17 protein-coding genes are annotated in these 18,005 nt (G+C 69.2%); 7 read left to right on the top strand and 10 right to left on the bottom strand.

What is annotated here, in order from left to right:
* Window positions 1–12: 12 nt before the first annotated feature.
* Window positions 13–627: a P-loop NTPase family protein gene (locus D4766_RS12345; RefSeq protein WP_120717715.1), complete on the bottom strand. Its 615-nt coding sequence runs from the start codon at window positions 625–627 to the stop codon at window positions 13–15.
* Complete coding sequence (locus D4766_RS12340) at window positions 627–1,925, bottom strand: heavy-metal-associated domain-containing protein (RefSeq protein ID WP_234024803.1); 1,299 nt, start codon at window positions 1,923–1,925, stop codon at window positions 627–629. Before D4766_RS12340 ends, D4766_RS12345 begins: the two co-directional genes overlap by 1 nt.
* A 69-nt stretch (window positions 1,926–1,994) precedes the next feature.
* On the opposite strand from D4766_RS12340, the gene purM reads away from it, so the two are divergent.
* Window positions 1,995–3,116 (top strand): phosphoribosylformylglycinamidine cyclo-ligase, encoded by a 1,122-nt coding sequence (gene purM, locus D4766_RS12335; protein ID WP_120717714.1) that lies wholly within the window; start codon window positions 1,995–1,997, stop codon window positions 3,114–3,116.
* Window positions 3,117–3,125: 9 nt separating this feature from the next.
* Here purM and D4766_RS12330 read toward each other — a convergent pair whose 3' ends face one another.
* Window positions 3,126–4,181: an AI-2E family transporter gene (locus tag D4766_RS12330; RefSeq protein ID WP_162935766.1), complete on the bottom strand. Its 1,056-nt coding sequence runs from the start codon at window positions 4,179–4,181 to the stop codon at window positions 3,126–3,128.
* Between the two features lie 55 nt (window positions 4,182–4,236).
* Between D4766_RS12330 and purN the strand changes: the two genes are divergently transcribed.
* Both purN and D4766_RS12320 read left to right on the top strand, forming a co-directional pair.
* Window positions 4,237–5,193, top strand: coding sequence for a phosphoribosylglycinamide formyltransferase (gene purN / locus D4766_RS12325; RefSeq protein WP_407701496.1), 957 nt, complete (start codon window positions 4,237–4,239; stop codon window positions 5,191–5,193).
* Window positions 5,193–6,377 (top strand): sulfotransferase, encoded by a 1,185-nt coding sequence (locus tag D4766_RS12320; protein WP_120717712.1) that lies wholly within the window; start codon window positions 5,193–5,195, stop codon window positions 6,375–6,377. Before purN ends, D4766_RS12320 begins: the two co-directional genes overlap by 1 nt.
* A gap of 37 nt (window positions 6,378–6,414) precedes the next feature.
* Here the strand turns inward: D4766_RS12320 and D4766_RS12315 are convergent, their stop codons facing one another.
* From D4766_RS12315 to D4766_RS12290, 6 genes are all read right to left on the bottom strand, one after another.
* On the bottom strand, window positions 6,415–6,834 hold the full coding sequence (locus D4766_RS12315; RefSeq protein WP_162935765.1) for a nuclear transport factor 2 family protein: 420 nt from the start codon (window positions 6,832–6,834) through the stop codon (window positions 6,415–6,417).
* A complete protein-coding gene (locus D4766_RS12310) occupies window positions 6,831–7,271 on the bottom strand; it encodes a nuclear transport factor 2 family protein (RefSeq protein ID WP_120717710.1) in 441 nt (146 codons plus the stop codon). Before D4766_RS12310 ends, D4766_RS12315 begins: the two co-directional genes overlap by 4 nt.
* A gap of 90 nt (window positions 7,272–7,361) precedes the next feature.
* Window positions 7,362–7,784: a nucleoside-diphosphate kinase gene (gene ndk, locus D4766_RS12305; protein WP_120717709.1), complete on the bottom strand. Its 423-nt coding sequence runs from the start codon at window positions 7,782–7,784 to the stop codon at window positions 7,362–7,364.
* 82 nt (window positions 7,785–7,866) lie between these two features.
* Window positions 7,867–8,289 (bottom strand): DNA polymerase III subunit chi, encoded by a 423-nt coding sequence (locus D4766_RS12300; protein WP_120717708.1) that lies wholly within the window; start codon window positions 8,287–8,289, stop codon window positions 7,867–7,869.
* Window positions 8,286–8,465: a DUF2256 domain-containing protein gene (locus D4766_RS12295; protein ID WP_120717707.1), complete on the bottom strand. Its 180-nt coding sequence runs from the start codon at window positions 8,463–8,465 to the stop codon at window positions 8,286–8,288. The genes D4766_RS12300 and D4766_RS12295 overlap by 4 nt, the downstream gene beginning before the upstream one ends.
* A gap of 51 nt (window positions 8,466–8,516) precedes the next feature.
* Window positions 8,517–9,986 carry a leucyl aminopeptidase gene (locus tag D4766_RS12290; protein WP_120718222.1) on the bottom strand — a complete coding sequence of 490 codons (1,470 nt, stop codon included), beginning with the start codon at window positions 9,984–9,986 and terminating at the stop codon, window positions 8,517–8,519.
* 112 nt (window positions 9,987–10,098) lie between these two features.
* On the opposite strand from D4766_RS12290, the gene lptD reads away from it, so the two are divergent.
* From lptD to rsmA, 4 genes are all read left to right on the top strand, one after another.
* Window positions 10,099–12,453 carry an LPS-assembly protein LptD gene (lptD, locus tag D4766_RS12285; protein WP_120717706.1) on the top strand — a complete coding sequence of 785 codons (2,355 nt, stop codon included), beginning with the start codon at window positions 10,099–10,101 and terminating at the stop codon, window positions 12,451–12,453.
* A gap of 124 nt (window positions 12,454–12,577) precedes the next feature.
* Window positions 12,578–13,939, top strand: coding sequence for a peptidylprolyl isomerase (locus tag D4766_RS12280; RefSeq protein ID WP_120718221.1), 1,362 nt, complete (start codon window positions 12,578–12,580; stop codon window positions 13,937–13,939).
* Entirely contained in the window at window positions 13,936–14,955 is a 1,020-nt protein-coding gene (gene pdxA, locus D4766_RS12275) for a 4-hydroxythreonine-4-phosphate dehydrogenase PdxA (RefSeq protein ID WP_120718220.1), read from the top strand. Before D4766_RS12280 ends, pdxA begins: the two co-directional genes overlap by 4 nt.
* Complete coding sequence (gene rsmA / locus D4766_RS12270) at window positions 14,948–15,778, top strand: 16S rRNA (adenine(1518)-N(6)/adenine(1519)-N(6))-dimethyltransferase RsmA (protein WP_234024801.1); 831 nt, start codon at window positions 14,948–14,950, stop codon at window positions 15,776–15,778. The genes pdxA and rsmA overlap by 8 nt, the downstream gene beginning before the upstream one ends.
* Here rsmA and D4766_RS12265 read toward each other — a convergent pair.
* Window positions 15,771–17,846 (bottom strand): malate synthase G, encoded by a 2,076-nt coding sequence (locus D4766_RS12265; RefSeq protein WP_120717705.1) that lies wholly within the window; start codon window positions 17,844–17,846, stop codon window positions 15,771–15,773. The genes rsmA and D4766_RS12265 overlap by 8 nt on opposite strands.
* Window positions 17,847–18,005: the final 159 nt, after the last annotated feature.

Raw genomic sequence — 18,005 nt, 5'->3', positions numbered from 1 at the left:
ACCAACCGGCCGTCAAAGCAAGCGGGGCTGCTCGGCCCCCTGCACCGCGTCGAGCGCATCGCGCCAGACCGACAGCGTCGGCGGCGCCTTGCGCTCCAGCGTCAGCCGGTCGATCGCGGTGACGACCGCCTCGATCCCGGCAAAACTGCGTTCGAGCCGCGGCACGAGATAGGTAAGCGCGCCTTCGCCCAAGACAAGGCCGCGGGCATCGGCATGCGCTTCTATCAGGGCGGCCACCATGTCGTCGTCGGGCACGCCGATGGCGAGGTGGAGCGCTGCGCCCAGCCGGCTGCGCAGGTCGGGAAGCGCGATATCCCACGGGTCGCGATCGGTGACGAGGAGGAGCGCGGTGCCGCTTTCCTGCGCGCGATTCCAGCGGTGGAACAAAGCGGTCTCGTCGGCCGCATCGGCGCCGTCGACGACCTCTACCCCATCCGTTCGCCCAGCCCACCGCGCGAGCAGGGTCTTGCCGCTGCGGGGCGGGCCCGCGAGGATCGCGGTCGCGAAGGGCCACTGCGAAGGGTCGGCCAGGGCGTCGACCGCGGCGCGGTTGGCATTGCCGACGACGATGCGCGACGGATCGTCCGCCCGCCGCATCGGCAGCGGCAGGGCGATCTGCCCGGCCATCAGCGGCTGATCGAGATCGCGTTGCCCGACTGGCGCACGGTGAACCCGCGCGAGCGCAGCGCGGCCGCGAGGTCGGCGGCCGTCCCGCTGTAGACCACGCTCATCAGCGAAGTGCCGCCGATGGCGGTGCTGGTCGCGGCGGCCGCGCGCACCCCCGGCGCGGCGCGCACGGCGGCGAGCGAGGCATCGAACGCGCCCGCATCGGGCGTCGCGAACTGGACGATGTAGCTTCCCATGTTCGCGGCCGGGGCGTTGGGCGCCGTGTCGGAGGACGGCACGGCGGTCGGCGCGGGCGCATCGCGCGCTGCGCGCGCGGCGGCGGCAGCGGCGCGGTCGGCGCGCTCCTGCGCCTCGGCCGCGCGGCCCATCTCGATCAGTTGCTGGATCGCCGGGTCGATCTGCGGCGCGCCGAGGTTCAGCGTGGCGTCGGGCTTCAGGCGGCCGTCGGCCAGCGCGGCCTCGTACATCGAATTGAACCGCAGCACCGCCTTGTCCAGCATGGCGGGGAGCGTGGCCTGGCTGGGCGCGGTCATGGTGAAGGTGCCGAGATACTCGTCGTCGGGCCCGTAGCGCGCGGTGAAGCGCCCCTTCACCGGGCCGCCCGGGTACTCATAGTCGAGATGCGCGATCGCTACGAGGACGTCGCTCGCCCCGAACTGGTCGAGCACGTTGCGCCACCATGTGCGGCTGCGGCGGCCAGTCTGGCCGTAGGTGATGAGCAGCGAATCGCCGCCCGCGCCCGACGGGCGGACATAGTCGACCCTGCTCGCGCCGGGCTGGTATTCGGCCCAGGCGCGCTGCCATGGGTTGCGGACTTGGTAGACGGTATTGGCCCCGCCGGTCATCAGCACCGGCACGAGCAGCATCGGCGCCGAATTGGTGACCGTGCCGCCCCGCCCCAGCAGGCCGCCGGCACGCGCGCGGTCGAACACCACGCCGAGCCGCGCGATGTAGCGGTTGGGCCCCAGTTCCTCGTGCTCGATGACGACCGAGGATACGAGGCCGTAGAGCTGGCCGTCGGGAATGGCCGGACCGCCGGCCTTCTTCCATGCAAGCTTCATCGCCTCGCGCCAGCCCTCGTCGCGCGCATCCTCGGCACTCTTGCCGGTCACGTCGACTTCGACCCCCCCGATCACGATGTCGCCGGAGGAGGCCACCGCCGCGATGCCCCGGTCGCCCGCCACCTGCGCCACCAGCGCCTGTCCGGCGAGCGCCAGGATCGCTGCGGACGCGAGCCCGACGGTTCCGATCAGGAGGGCGCGGCGCGGGTCGCGGAGGAGGGTGACGGTGGCGGTCATGGGGAAAACTGGCGGCCTTTTGCCCAAACGGGCATGGAAATCCAAGCGCGAATGCGTCAGTGCGGGCGCATGGCATCGAACGGTCCCCCGCCCAAATCCAATGCGCCCAAATCCTATACCTACGAATCGGCCGGGGTGTCGATCGACGCGGGCAATGCTCTCGTCCGCGCCATCGGGCCGCTCGCGAAGAGCACTGCCCGCCCCGGCGCGACGAGCGAGCTTGGTGGTTTCGGCGGGTTCTTCGATCCGCGGGCGGCCGGTTACAGCGATCCGTTGCTGGTCGCCGCGAACGACGGAGTGGGCACCAAGCTCAAGCTCGCCATCGAGGCGAACCGGCATGACACCGTCGGCATTGACCTCGTTGCGATGTGCGTGAACGACCTTATCGTCCAGGGCGCGGAGCCGTTGTTCTTCCTCGACTATTTCGCCACCGGCAAGCTCGAGAACGGCGTCGCGACGCGCGTCGTCGCGGGCATCGCCGAGGGATGCCGGCAGGCAGGCTGCGCGCTCATCGGCGGGGAGACCGCCGAGATGCCCGGGATGTATGCGGCCGGCGACTACGATCTGGCCGGGTTCTGCGTCGGCGCGGTCGAGCGAGGCGAGCAGCTGACCGGCGACCGGGTCGGGCCCGGGCACGTCCTTCTCGGGATGGCGAGTTCGGGGGTCCACTCGAACGGCTACTCGCTCGTCCGCCGGCTCGCGGAGGACATGGGCTGGCGGCTCGACCGCCCCGCCCTGTTCGACCCCGAAGTCCTGCTGATCGACGCACTGATCGCGCCGACGAAGATCTACGTGAAGAGCTTGCTGCCGCTGGTGCGCGCAGGGAAAATCGACGCGCTCGCCCACATCACCGGCGGCGGCCTGCTCGAGAACGTTCCACGCGTGCTTCCCGAAGGCGCGCACGCGGTGATCGACGCCGACGCGTGGGAGCAACCGCGCCTGATGGCGTTCCTGCAGGCGCAGGGCCATATCGAGCCGGGCGAAATGGCCCGCACCTTCAACTGCGGGATCGGGATGGTCCTCGCCGTCGCGCCCGACATGGCGCGCGAGGTCGCGGCCGATCTCGAAGCCAACGGCGAAAGCGTGATCCGCATCGGCGAGGTTATCGAGGGGCCACGCGGGTGCACCGTTCGCGGGTCGGCCGAAACATGGTCGGCGCGCGAGGCTTGGGAGGCCGTTCACACCGCTTGAGCGGCCGGATCAGGTCGCGGCATCCTCCGGGATCGCGTCGATGTCCTCCCCCAACGTGTCGCGCAAATAGATCTCGCGCACGCCCACGAACGCCACCACGAGCAGCGCCCCGGCGAAGAACACTCCGTAGATGCCGAACACCGCGCCTGCTCCCAGGATCGTGAACAGCGTCAGCGCGGGCGGAATGTCGACCACCTGTTTGTTGACGAACGGCGTGATCAGCCACGCTTCGATCACCCGCACCGCGACGAAGGCGATCAACGTATAGGTGAGAACGTCCCCGCCCTGCGCCGCGGCGAGGCCGATGGCGGGCAGCATGGCGACCGCCGGGCCGACGTAGGGGATGAACTCGCTGAGGCCGCCGAGCAGCCCCAGCGCCGCCCAGTTCTCCAGCCCCGCCAGCCACAGCGAACCCCCGATCAGCACCGCCATCGCGGTCATCGAGATGAGCTTGGACTTCAGCCACAGGCGCAGCGCGATGCTCATCTTCCCGATCGCGCGCTCCATCATCGGGCGCCCCGCGGGCGGGGTGAGCAGCACGACCGCGCGCTTGTAGGGGCCGGGATTGCCCGCGAGGAACAGCGCGCCGATGATGACGATGAGGAAGTTCAGCAGCACTTCGGCCGTGCCCGCCGCCAGCGTGCCGAGCCGGTCGGCGATCGCGCTGCCGGCGACGGCCGCCTCCACCGCGCGGACGATCGCCTCGCCCACCGGGGTCGTGCTCATGGTCGCTTCGATGGACGCGATGATCTGCGGCAGGTTGTCAATCATCTGCGCGATGTCGGTCCCGAACTGGACCACGATGAGGTAGACGAGAACGCCCAGGATGCCGAGCGACATCAGCACCCCGAGCACCAGTGACGCGCCGTGATTGCGGATGCCGAACCGGCGGAAGAGCCCCGCGGCACTGCGGAACACCACCGCCCCGATTACCGAGCCGAACGCGAGCAGCAGGAGGTCGGATGCGCGCCAGACGACGAGCAGCGCGGCGGCGATCGCGATCGTCCACCCGAGTCTGCGGAGATACGGAATATCTTCCGGGCGGGGCTTGAGCGGGGGTCCCATGTGCTGCCACAAGCCGTTACCGGAACAATCGGTTCCGCGCGAAGGGTTTCGAACGATGACGGTGAGGAAGGCGCGGGTCGCCGTGCTGATATCGGGCAGCGGCACCAACATGGCCGCCCTGCTCTATGCCAGCCGTCAGCCCGACGCCCCGTTCGAGATCGTGCTGGTGGCCAGCAACGATCCGGGCGCCGCCGGGCTCGCGCTCGCCGGGGCCGAGGGGACGGCGACCTTCGCGCTGTCGCACCGGGGCATGGACCGGCCCGCGCACGATGCCGCGATGGATGCCGCGATCCGCGAGGCGGGCGCGCAGTACGTCGCGCTGGCGGGATATATGCGGGTGCTGGGATCCGACATCGTCCGCGCGTGGGAGGGCCGGATGCTCAACATCCACCCCTCGCTCCTGCCGAAATACCGGGGCCTTCATACCCATCGCGCCGCGATCGAGGCGGGCGACAGCCATGCCGGATGCAGCGTGCATCTCGTCACCGATGAACTCGACGCGGGCGAGGTCCTGGGCCAGGCGCGGGTCGCGGTGATGCCGGGCGATACCGAAGCGAGCCTCGCCGAGCGGGTACGCATCGCCGAGCACCAGCTCTACCCGCGCGTCCTCGCCGCATACGTCTCGCGCCCGTTCGATGCCGACTGGCTGGTGGACAAGGTGCGCGAGCGCGCGATGGCGATGCCCCGCGCGGAAGAAACGACGAGCCACGGGATGCCGTGCTTCGGCATCGAGAATGGCAAGAAGTTCGCCTGGGTCTCGGTCGATCGTCATGGCGACGGGCGCATCGCGCTGCTGACCAAGATTGGCGGGCCGGACGAACAGGCGCAGCTGATCGAGAACGACCCCGAACGATATTTCCGCCCCGCCTATTTCGGTGACGACTGGATCGCCGCCCGGCTGGACCTGGGGGATACCGACTGGGACGCGGTCGAGGGACGCATCGCGCGCAGCTGGCGCGCGGTCGCGCCGAAGAAACTAACCGCGCTGATGGACGCGGCCGACCCGTTCTGATGCGCTCCCACCCGCTCGCGGTCTCGCGGACCGCCCGTCTCGCGCGCAAAGCGATCGCCGCCATCTGGCGTCTCGGCATCGACGAGAAGCCGCCGCTCGACCCCGACTATCTCTGGCGTATCGGCAGCCGGGGCTTCGCACCCGAAGACGAAAGCGGCGAGCGCAGTGCGGAGGACGTGGCCGATTTCCGCGATCGGCTCGACCGGTTGTGCCGGTCGCTGCGCGAGGAAGCGGCGCTCAACCCGCTCGGCCATACCCTCGCCTACGGCCAGCTCACCGCCGCGATCCGCAAGCGCCATGCGCTCGGCCGGCTCTGGCGCACGCGGCCCGAACTTGCGCGCACCGAGATCGCGCCGCCCATCGTGGTGGTCGGCCAGATGCGCAGCGGCACCACCCGGCTCCACCGCCTGCTTGCAGCCGATCCGGCGCATGCGGGCACCCGCTTCTGCGACAGCTTCGATCCGGTCCCGCGCTCGCCCGACCTGCGCCCTTTGAAGGGAACGGCGGCGCTGATGGTCGCGCGCCGGATCAACCCCTGGCTCGACACGCTGCATCCCTTCGGCGCGACACGGGCGGACGAAGAGATCGGCTGGCTTTCCGCCGCGCTCAACCCTTGCGCGTTCGAGGCGCAGTGGCGGATTCCCGGCTACGTCGCGTGGAGCGAGGCGCAAGGCGCGGTGCCGGTCTACCGCGAATTCGCGCGCATCCTGCGCACCGATGCGGCGACACGCGGCAATACCGACCGGCCGCGCGTGCTGAAGTGCCCGCAATTCACCGAAGATCTGCCGGACCTCCTCGCGCAGTTGCCCGGTGCGCGCGTTGCCGCGTCGGACCGCGACGAAAGCGGCGTCTGGGCGAGCAGCGTGTCGCTCGTCTCCAGCCAGTCGGCGTTCCAGTCGGACCATGCCGACCTCGCCGCGATCGAGGCCGAATGGCATCGCAAGATCGCCCTGCGCGACGAGCGGATGGCGGAAGCGCTGCGGGCGTTCGAGGGACCGGTCGCGGTGACCGGGTTCGAGGCGCTCAATGCCGACTGGCGCAAGGCCATCGCAGCGACCTACACCGCCCTCGGCCTGCGCCTGAGCCCGGCCGCGCTGGCGGGCATGGAACGCGAACGCTCGCTCGACCGGGACGCCGACCACCGCAACCACGCGGCGATGTTGCGACGGTTCGCGGAGACCTGAGGCCGTAGCCGGCGGACACCGGCTCGAGGGGTCCACGCTAGTCGGCAAGCAGACGCGAAAGCGGCACTGTGTTGTGCGGCCGGGTGAGGCGCAGCGTCCGCAATCGTTCGCCCGCGAATTCGGCCTGCCATACGGTCGCCTCGTCGAGCTTTGCGATGGCGGACACCAGTCTGCCCCGCAAGTAGAGCTGGTCGCGCCCGACGGCCATGTCGTCGACGACGATCGAGACGTCCGGCGCGATTTCGGCCAGTCGCCGGCTCGCCTCGATATAGCGTGCCGGCCCTTCGACGACGTCGCCGACAGTGTCGATGTGGCGGAATTCCGGCGCCAGCATGCGTTCGACCTGCACCCAGTCCCGGTCGTTGAACGCCGCGACATACCTGCGGGCGAAGGCGAGGCGACGGCGCCGGCGGCCGAGCGGCAACAAGCCCTTCTCGGCCAGCAGGCGCGCGATCACGGGGCGGCTGGCTTTTCCGATGCCCGGGCCGACAGATCGACGACCTTGGCGGGTGAATAGGCGCGGCTCATTGCCGGGGGCCCGCCTTCGGCCCACGATTGCCATTCGCCCAGCAGCCCGTCTTCGCAGCGCGCCCGCCAGACTGCGCGGCGGCGGCCGTATTCGGCGATCCCGCTGCTCGCCCAGCCGCGCATCAGGACGTAAGGATCGCTGAAACTGATTGATTCGATCTCGATCCGGAAGTCGGGATCGGCGGCGAACAGCGCCTGCGCCGCGGCGAGGAATATCTCGCGCCCCTCGACGCCTTCACGCCAGCTGTCGATGTAGGTGAAATCGGGGGTAACAAGGCCGCGCATGGCATCGATGTCGCGCGCGTTCGCGGCAGCGGCGAACCGCTCGGCGAGTGCCTTGCACTTGCGACCCCTTCCCCAGAGCATGCAAGGTGCATACCACGGGGTCGGGGGCGGTTTCGAGTCCTATCGGCTCAACATTTCTGCCAGCATCGCGAAGCGCCGCTTCGCGCCGGCTCAGCCGACGATTTCGTCGGGCTGGAAGAAGTAGTCGATCTCGATCTTGGCGTTCTCTTCGGAGTCCGATCCGTGGACCGAGTTCGCCTCGATGCCTTCGGCGAAGGTCTTGCGGATGGTGCCCTCGTCGGCGTCGGCCGGGTTGGTGGCGCCCATCACGTCGCGGTTGCGCTTCACGGCATCTTCGCCTTCGAGAACCTGCACGACCACCGGGCCGCTGGTCATGAATTCGCACAGTTCGCCGAAGAAGGGGCGTTCCTTGTGCACGGCGTAGAAGCCTTCGGCCTGTTCGCGGGTCATCTGGATGCGCTTCGACGCAACGACGCGCAGGCCGGCGTCTTCCAGCATCTTGGTGACCGCACCGGTCAGGTTGCGGCGGGTGGCATCGGGCTTGATGATCGAAAAGGTGCGGGTAACCGCCATGGGATTGTCCTCGGGTTGCAATGGTGGGGGATTTGCGCGCGCCCCTAGCCCCGCCCCGCCCGGCGCGCAAGCGCGAGCCGTCTCAGGCGCGCTTCACCCACTTGCCGCCGTCCTGTTCGAAATAGCTGCGGGTCACGTCGTCCCGTCCGTCGAACTGCCGCCAGACGGTGCGCGCAGCAGCGACCTGAGCGGCCGTGAACAGCAGGAAAGTGCGTTCGAAGCCCGCCCCCTCCTCGCGCCAGGTGCCGTCGGCGAACACCGCAGTCCGCGCGCCGTTCGCGGCCGTGCATTCGCCGGACAGGAGGATCGGCTGGCGCGCGGCATGGTCTTCGCCGTTGGCGAGGAAGCCGCCTTCCGCCCACAGCGCGCGCGAGATCGCGGCGCGGCGCTCGGCATCGCCGTCCACCACCAGCAGCCGGTCGCCGCCATCCAGCACGCGCGGCGCGATGCGGGCTACCACCGCCTCGACCGGATCGCGCGACAGTTGCCAGAAATCGAGCTTCATGATGTTTCGGGGCCAGCCGCTTCGCTACTCGAGGGCGAAGCGGCGGCCTTCGCCTTGCGGCAGCGGTCGGAACAGTACTTCACGTTGTCCCAGTCCCGTTCCCACTTCTTGCGCCAGGCGAAGGGAAGGCCGCACGCCGCGCAGTTCTTGCTCGGCAGGTCGGCCTTCTTGCGCATCCTGGGCACCGCTCGCGCCCTATCGCTTCGCTGCTTGGGGCGCCGAGCGCATCAGCTCTCGAGCACGTCGCGGACGTAGCGGTCGATCAGGCGCACGCCGAAGCCGGTCGCGCCCTTCTCGTGGGTCGCCCCGGGCTTGGCGGACCACACGGTGCCCGCGATGTCGCAGTGCGCCCAGGGCCGATCCTTGCCCGATGCGTCCTTGCCGATGAAGCGCTGGAGGAACTGCGCCGCGGTGATCGAGCCCGCATCGCGCCCGCCGATGTTCTTCATGTCGGCGATCGGCGAATCGATCATCTTGTCGTAGGCCGGGGCCAGCGGCATCCGCCATAGCTTGTCGCCGCATTCCCGGCCCGCGGCGGTCAGCGCGTCGGCCAGCGTGTCGTCGTTCGAGAACAGCCCGGCGTGCTCGTGCCCCAGCGAAACGATGATCGCCCCCGTCAGCGTCGCGAAGTCGACGACGGCCACCGGATCGTGTTCCTCCTGCACCCAGTGGAGCGCGTCGCACAGCACCAGCCGCCCTTCGGCATCGGTGTTGAGCACCTCGATCGTCTGCCCGCTCATGCTGGTGATCACGTCGCCGGGGCGCATCGCCTTGCCGTCGGGCATATTCTCGACGAGGCCCATGACGCCCACGACGTTGGCCTTCGCCTTGCGCTTCGCCAGCGCCAGCATCGCGCCCGCGACCGCACCGGCGCCGCCCATGTCCCATTTCATGTCTTCCATGCCGGGTCCCGGCTTGATGGATATGCCGCCGGTGTCGAACGTAACGCCCTTGCCCACGAAGGCCATCGGCCGTGCGCCCGCCTCGCCGCCGTTCCATTTCACCGCCAGCAGCCGCGATTCGCGCTCCGAGCCCAAGCCCACGCCGAGCAGCGCGCCCATGCCGAGTTCTTCCATCTCGGCGTCGCCCAGAACGGTCACTTCGAGCCCCGCCGCTTCGTAGAGCGGGCGGACGCGGTCGACGAAGCTGCCGGGATAGATCACGTTCGCCGGTTCGGTCACGAGCTCGCGGGTGAGCTCGATCCCGTCGGCGAGCGCGCTCGCATCGGCCCAGGCCGCCTCGGTGCCGTCGGGCGCGCCGACCGCGACGACCCTCTGCAGGGTGACCTTCTGCTCGTCCTTCATCTTGGTGCGGTAGCGATCGTGCCGCCACGTGCGCAGGCGCAACCCCATCAGGACTGCGGCGGCTTCCTCCGCGGTGAAGCCGGCAAGGTCCACCGCGATGCTGTCCGCACCCGAAGCGGCGTACTTGGCCGACAGCGCGCCGCCCGCCTTCTCGAGGTTGGCGATCCGTGCCTCGTCGCCTGGCTTGCCCGCCCCGGCGAGCGCCACGCGCACCACCGAGCCCTCGTGTTCGGCGAACCCGTCGAACACCTGCCCCGGCCGCCCCTTGAAGCGCGCGGCCTTTGCCCCTTCGGCGACCGTCGCGGGAAGATCGCCAGGCAGGTCGTCCTGCGCGACGATGCGGGCGAGGATCGGGGTGGTGTCGGGACGGGTGGCGGCGAATTCGATCTGCATGGGCTCTCCGGATTCGGTCTGGCCGCGACGGTCGCGGCAAAAGCGCATTTGCGTGCGCTGGAGTGTCAGGATGGCGATTGCGATTAGGCGGCAGTGCTGCGATAGGCAAGCGATGCTCCCCGCGATCAGAGGACCGCAGCAGGCTTTGGCACGCCGCCTGCCCGTTTGGGCTGCGAGCGGGGCCGCGCTCGCGCTTGCGCTCGCTACGGCTTCCCCGGTCCGCGCACAGGATGCCGAAGGTCCGCTTGGCCCTGCCGCCGGCATGGGCACGACCGAGAATCCGCAAGGGACCCCGCCCGAGCTGTCGACGCCGATCCCGCCGATCAGCGAAACCGGCGCGCCGCCGCCTTCGGGCAGCGAGCGCCAGATCAACTTCGAGGCCGACGCCCTCGAATACAACGACAATTCGAACACCGTCACGGCCAGCGGTAACGTGGTGCTGCGCAACAACGAGAAATCGGTCCGCGCGGACAACGTGACGTGGAACCGCGAGACGGGGCAGATCGTCGGCACCGGCGATGTCCGCTTCGTGGACGAGGACGGCAACCAGCTCTTCACCAGCCGCATCGAGCTGACCGACCAGTTCGAAGCCGGCGCGATGGAGGATCTGCTTCTCGCGCTGCGCGAAGGCGGGCGTCTCGCCGCGGCGAGCGGTTCGCGCATGGCCGACGGTACGCTCGATCTCGTGCGCGCCGCCTATACCGGGTGCGAAGTGGTCGACACCGAAGGCTGTCCCAAGGAACCGAGCTGGCGAATCACCGCCGACCGGGTGGTCTATTCGCCTGACGACAAGCGGGTGCGCTTTTCGGGGGCCTACCTCGAACTGTTCGGCGCGCGGCTGATTCCCCTGCCCGGCCTCGCCATCCGCACGGACGGACGGCCTGTTTCGGGCTTCCTCGTTCCCGACCTCCAGTACTCGCGCAACAACGGGCTGGAGATCTCGGGCAGCTACTACTTCAACTTCGCCGAAAACCAGGACCTGACGCTGGGCGCCTACCTGTTCACCGGCGCGCCGCCGATGGTGAGCGGGCAGTATCGCCACCTGACGCGGTACGGCGCCTATCAGGCAACGGGCTACCTCACCTACAGCCGCCGGCTCGACCCGTTCGGCGGGACCGCCAGCGGGAACGACGCGCTGCGCGGGTACATCTTCACCAACGGCCGGTTTCAGCTCACCCCCAACTGGAGCGCCAACTACTCGATCCGCCGCGCGTCCGACCGGACCTTCCTGCGCCGGTACGACATCAGCCGCGACGACCGCCTGCGCTCGATGATCGAGGTCGAGCGAATCGACGCCGATTCCTATCTCGGCATATCGGGTTTCTCGACCCAGACCCTGCGGTTGGGGGTCCCCCAGGGTCAGGTTCCGGTGGCGTTGCCGCTGATCGATTACCGCCGCCGGTTCGACACGCCGTTCCTGGCGGGCGGCAAGGTGGAGATACAGGCCAACACACTCGCGCTGCACCGGCCCGACGGGCAGGATACGCAGCGTGCGTTCGCAGGGGCGAAGTGGGATTTGCGGCGCGTCACCGGCCTCGGCCAGCTGCTGACGCTGACCGCGCTGGTGCGCGGCGACATCTATCATTCCGACGACAACTTCCTCACCTCCACCGCGATTTATCGCGGCAATCCGGGTTGGGAAACGCGCGGCGTGGCGCTAGCTGCGGCGGACATCGAGTGGCCCTTCGTCGGCCCGGCCTTCGGCGGCACGCAGGTTCTCACACCGCGGGTGCAGCTCGTCCTCAGCCCGCCGATCAAGAACCTCGCCGTTCCCAACGAAGACGCCCGCGCCGTCGATCTGGAAGACACCAACCTCTTCGCACTCAACCGCTTTCCCGGGTACGATCGGATCGAGGACCGGCCGCGCATCACCTACGGCGTGGACTGGCAGCTCACCTTCCCCAACTGGCGCATCGATACGACCATCGGCCAGTCCTACCGTCTCAACAATCGCGAAAGCATTCTGCCCGACGGCACCGGTCTCAGCGAACGGGTCAGCGACTTCGTCGGCCGCACCGACGTGCGCTATCGCGACTTCATCAAGCTGACCCACCGTTTCCGGCTCGACAAGGACAGCCTCGCCGTGCGCCGCAACGAGATCGACGCCACGGTGGGATCGCAGCGGACGTATATCGAGGCCGGATACTTGCGCCTCAACCGCGACATCTCGCCGCTGATCGAGGACTTGCGCGACCGCGAGGAACTGCGCCTGGCGGGCCGCTTCGCATTCGCGCAATACTGGTCGGTCTTCGGCTCGGGCGTGTTCAACCTGACCGACCGGGAAGAAGATCCGCGGCTGACGTCGGACGGCTTCCAGCCGGTCCGCACCCGGCTCGGCGTCGCCTACCAGGACGACTGCCTCGAACTGGGGGCGACGTGGCGGCGCGACTATCTGGACCAGGGCGACGCGCGCAAGGGCAACACCTTCCAGTTCTACTTCGCCCTCAGGAACCTCGGTTTCAGGTAGTTGGCACTTCGCACGCGAGGCGCTAACGCTGCGCGAACACTCAGCTACGGTTAAGCCGTCCGGTCCCAACCGGCGGAAATCGGCCGGTGCCTGCGCGCACCATCGCAAAACGGACCCACGCGTGATCGATACTTTCGCTTCCAGACTTCTCGGCAGCATCGCCACCCTCGCTCTCGCGACCGCGCCGATCGCGGCTTCCGCGCAGGACGCGGCGTCCGTCGGCGCCGGGGCCGAGGTCGGCAGTACGCAGCTCGACCTGCCCGCCAACGCCGCGATCCTCGGGCCCGGCGATCCCAACGTGCGCAAGCCGACCGCGGTGGTGAACGGCCAGATCGTGACCGGGACCGACGTCGACCAGCGCATCGCGTTGCTGGTGGCGGCATCCAAGGGCCAGATCTCGGACGAGGAAAAGGCGCGCCTGCGCGTGCAGGTGCTGCGCAACCTCATCGACGAGACGCTGCAGATTCAGGAAGCCAGGGCGCAGGAGATCGAGGTTCCGGCGGCCGAGGTCGACCAGACCTACGCCCGCGTGGCGGCACAGAACTTCGGCCAGAACGTGGCTGCGATGGACACCTACCTCACCGGCATCGGCTCCTCGCCGACGTCGCTCAAGCGGCAAATCCTGGGCGAAATGTCGTGGCAGCGCCTGCTGCGCCGCAACGTGGCGCCGTTCGTCAACGTCTCGAGCGAGGAGGTCAACGAGATGATGGCCCGCCTCGAGGCGAGCCGCGGCACCGAGGAATTCCGTCTCGGCGAAATCTGGCTGTCGGCCACCCCCGACACTCGCGAACAGGTGCTCGCCAACATGGCGCGCATCATCGAGCAGCTGAAGCAGGGCGGCAGCTTCCTCGGCTACGCCCGCCAGTTCTCCGAAAGCTCGACCGCGGCAGCGGGCGGCGATCTCGGCTTCGTGCGGCTGGAAATGCTGCCGAGCGAACTGGCCGTCGCGGCACGGCAGATGCAGCCCGGCCAGCTCGTCGGCCCGATCGAGAACTCGGGCGGCTATTCCATCCTCTACCTCATCGACAAGAAGGCCGTGCTGACCGCCGACCCGCGCGATGCGGTGCTGAGCCTGAAGCAGATCTCGTACGAATTCCCCAAGGGCATTTCCGAGCGCGAGGCGCAGACGGAACTCGCGAAGTTCATCGACGGCGTGCGCTCCATGCGCGGCTGCGCCAGCGCCGAGCAGGTCGGCGAGACGATGGGTGCACGGGTCGCCAGCAGCGACGGCATCGTGCTGCGTTCGCTGCCCGAGGGCATCCAGTCGCTCGTTGCGGACCTGCAGATCGGCCAGACGACCGCGCCCTTCGGCGGCATCGAGGAGGGCGTCAGCGTCCTCATGCTGTGCGGTCGCGACGATCCGCAGGTCGCCACCGGCCCGAACTTCGACGAACTGATGAACCAGCTCGAGGACGAGCGCATCGGCAAGCGCGCCCAGCGCTATCTGCGCGACCTGCGCAACGACGCGGTGATCGAATACAACTGACCCCCGCACGTCCCGGCGCGCCCATCGCCGTATCGCTCGGCGATCCGGCGGGCGTCGGGCCCGAACTGGTTGCCGAGGCTTGGTCGCAGGCTGCACGCGCAGGGCTGGCGCCTTTCGCCGTGGTCGGCGGAGTTCGCCTGCTGTCGGGCGCGGCGGCATCGCGCGGGCTCGCCCTGCCCATCCAGCCGATCGCATCGCTGGCCGAAGTGGCCGAGGTCTTTCCGCGCGCGCTGCCGGTGCTCGGCAGCCTCGACGGCGCCTGGCGCCCCGGCGAACCGGACGAGGACGGCGCCGCGCTCGCCCTGGCCAGCCTCGAAGCGGCGACGGCGCTCGCGGTCTCGGGCGAAGCCAGCGCACTCGTCACCGGGCCCATCGCCAAGGCCCGGCTGGCCGCGGTCGGCTTCCATCATCCCGGCCAGACCGAGTTCGTCGCGCAGGCCTGCGGCATCGCAGCGCAGGACGCGGTGATGATGCTGGCCGGACCGCAGCTGCGGACCATCCCGCTTACCGTCCATGTTGCGCTGGCGAAGGTTCCGGACATGGTTTCCGTCGACCTCATCCGCCGCCGCGCGCGGATTGCCGCCGAAGCGCTGGCCCGCGACTTCGGCATCCGGCACCCGCGCATCGCCATCGCCGCGCTCAACCCCCACGCGGGCGAGGATGGCCGCATGGGCGACGAGGAAGCCCGCACCATCCGCCCGGCGATCGAGGCGCTGCGAGCCGACGGGATCGACGCCACCGGTCCGCATCCGGCCGATGCCATGTTCGCGCCCCACATGCGCGGCGACTACGATGTCGCCCTGTGCATGTATCACGACCAGGCACTGATCCCGCTGAAGGCGCTCGATTTCGACAGCGGGGTGAACGTCACGCTCGGCCTGCCGATCATCCGTACCAGCCCCGATCACGGCACCGCCTTCGGCATCGCGGGGACCGGCCGCGCGAGCGCCGGTGCGACGATCGCGGCGATCCGGATGGCGGGCGACTGCGCGGTCCGGCGGGCGGCCCGTGGCTGAACCGGCGCCCTCCCTTCCACCGCTGCGCGAAGTCGTAGCGCGCCATGGCCTGTCTGCCAGCAAGGCGCTCGGCCAGAACTTCCTGTTCGACGAGCAATTGCTCGACCGCATCGCCGCCATCCCCGGAGATCTGGCGGGCAAGGCTGTGCTCGAGATCGGGCCCGGCCCCGGCGGCCTTACCCGGGCATTGCTGCGGGCGGGCGCTCGGGTGACGGCGATCGAGATGGACAAGCGCTGCCTCCCCGCCCTCGCGGAACTGGAAGCGTCCTTCCCGGGCCGTCTGCGAGTGATCGAAGGCGATGCGATGACGCTCGACCACGACGCGCTGATGGGCGAGCCCTACGCCGTCGTCGCGAATCTGCCCTACAACGTCGGTACCGCGCTGTTCGTGCGCTGGCTGGGCGGAGAACCTTGGCCCCCCTTTTGGACCAGCCTGACACTGATGTTCCAGCAGGAGGTCGCCCAGCGGGTCGTCGCGGCTCCCGACACCGGCGCCTATGGCAGGCTCGCCGTCCTCGCGCAGTGGCGCAGTGCCGCCGCTCTCGCGATGAAGGTTCACCGCAGCGCCTTTACACCGCCGCCCAAGGTGATGAGCGCGATCGTCCACGTCGAACCTGCAGCGATGCCGGCGGGGGTTTCGGTCCGTATTCTCGAACGAGTAACCGAAGCCGCCTTCGGCCAGCGTCGCAAGATGCTCCGCCAGAGCCTGAAAGGCGTGCCCGGCGCGCTGGATGCGCTGGACATGCTCGGGATCGATCCGCAGCGCCGGGCCGAGACATTGAGCGTGGCCGAATTCGTCGCGGTGGCCCGCCTACTCAACTAGCCTTGGCGACCTGCCGCCAGTGGTGCAGCAACGGTTCGGTATAACCCGACGGCTGCTCCACGCCCCTGAACACGAGATCCATCGCAGCGCGAAAGGCCGGGCCGTCCTCGTTCCCGACGAGCGGGACGTAACCCGGATCGCCGGCGTTCTGTTCGTCCACCTTGGCCGCCATGCGGCGCAGCGACTCCATCACCTGTTCGCGCGTGCAGACCCCGTGGAGCAGCCAGTTGGCCATGTGCTGGCTCGAAATCCGGAGGGTCGCGCGGTCCTCCATCAGCCCGACGTCGTGGATATCGGGCACCTTGGAACAGCCGACGCCCGCATCGACCCAGCGCACGACGTAGCCGAGCAAGCCTTGCGCATTGTTGTCGAGTTCCTCGCGCACCTCGTCCTGCGACCAGTTGGTGCCGCGGGCGACCGGAATGGTCAGCAGCGCGTCGAGGCCCGGCGCCTCGGGCAGGTCCTTCTGGCGCGCGAACACATCCATCGTGTGGTAATGCAGCGCGTGGAGCGTCGCGGCGGTGGGGCTGGGTACCCAGGCCGTGTTCGCGCCCGCCTTCAGGTGGCCGATCTTCTGGTCCATCATGTCGGCCATCATGTCGGGCGCGGCCCACATGCCCTTTCCGATCTGCGCCTTGCCCGAAAGGCCGTGCGCGAGGCCGATCGCGACGTTGCGCGCCTCGTAGGCGACGAGCCAGTCGCTCGCCTTCATCTCCGCCTTGCGGACCATGGGGCCGGCCTGCATCGAGGTGTGGATCTCGTCGCCGGTCCGGTCGAGGAAACCGGTGTTGATGAACACGATCCGGTTCCGCACCGCGTGGATGCACGCGGCGAGGTTGGCGCTGGTGCGCCGCTCCTCGTCCATCACGCCGACCTTGATCGTGTGCCGCTCGAGCCCGAGCAGGTCCTCGACCGCATCGAACAGGTCGTCGGTGAACGCGCATTCCTCCGGCCCGTGCTGCTTGGGCTTCACGATGTAGATGCTTCCCGCACGGCTGTTGCGCCACTTGCCGAGGCCCCGCACGTCGTGCGCACCGATGGCGCTGGTGATCACCGCGTCCATGATCCCCTCCGGCACCTCGCTGCCGTCGGGCAGCAGGATCGCCGGGTTGGTCATCAGGTGCCCGACATTGCGCACGAACAGCAGGCTGCGGCCGGGCAACGTCCGGTCGCCCACCTGCACGTCGTCGGCGAGGCGGCGGGTCATGCTCTTGCCGCCCTTCTTGAACGTCTCGCTGAGGTCCCCGCGGATCACGCCGAGCCAGTTGCGGTAGGCGGCAAGCTTGTCCGCCGCATCGACCGCCGCGACCGAATCCTCCAGATCGACGATCGTGGTCAGCGCGCTTTCGAGCACCACGTCGGAGATGCCCGCGGCATCCTCGCGGCCGACCGGCGTGTCGCGATCGAACACGACCTCGACGTGCAAGCCGTTGTGGACGAACATGAGCCCGCGTGCGGTGGTGCCCGCCGCCTGCGAAGGGTCGGCCAGCATTACGTCCTGCTGGCCGGAGATCGTCCGCCAGCTGCGCCCGCCCTCGAGCGGAAATGTCTCGTCGAGGAACGCGCGCACCCGGTCGATCACCGCCTGGCCCCGCGCCTTGTCGTAGCCGCCCGGCCTCGCGGGCGGTGCGTCCAGCGCGTCGGTGCCGTAGAACGCGTCGTACAGGCTGCCCCACCGCGCGTTCGCCGCGTTCAGCAGGAAGCGCGCGTTGAGGACCGGCACCACCAGTTGCGGACCCGCCATCGTCGCGATCTCGGGATCGACGTTGCGGGTGCCGATCTCGAATTCGCCCGGCTCGGGTACGAGGTAGCCGATCTCCTCCAGGAACGCGCGATAGGTCGCCGCATCGTGCGGCTGTCCGCGCCGCTCGCGATGCCAGTCGTCGATCTGCGCCTGCAGTTCCTCGCGCCTTTCCAGCAGCGCGCGGTTGCGGGGGGCGTACTCGGCGAGAAGGTCGGCGAAACCTTGCCAGAACGCGTCCGGATCGCCGCCGAGAGGGGCCAGCACTTCTTCCTCGACGAACGCCGCGAGCGCCGCGTCCACCTGCAAACCGCACTTGTCGATCATTCGTCCCTCGCACTCTTCGGGCGCGCGTTCGCGGTGGAACGGCGCGCGGGTCTGGTCGGTCGTCCGGGGAGGAAACGAGCCGCGCCTATGGCCAAGCCCTCCGCACTTTGCAACCGGGGGGTTGGACGCCGGGCGGCGGCTCGCTAGGGACCGTTGCCG

Source organism: Tsuneonella amylolytica, from assembly GCF_003626915.1.
GTDB lineage: Bacteria > Pseudomonadota > Alphaproteobacteria > Sphingomonadales > Sphingomonadaceae > Tsuneonella > Tsuneonella amylolytica.
The sequence above is the reverse complement of the archived record's forward strand: the minus strand, read 5'-3'. Positions and strand labels throughout refer to the sequence as shown.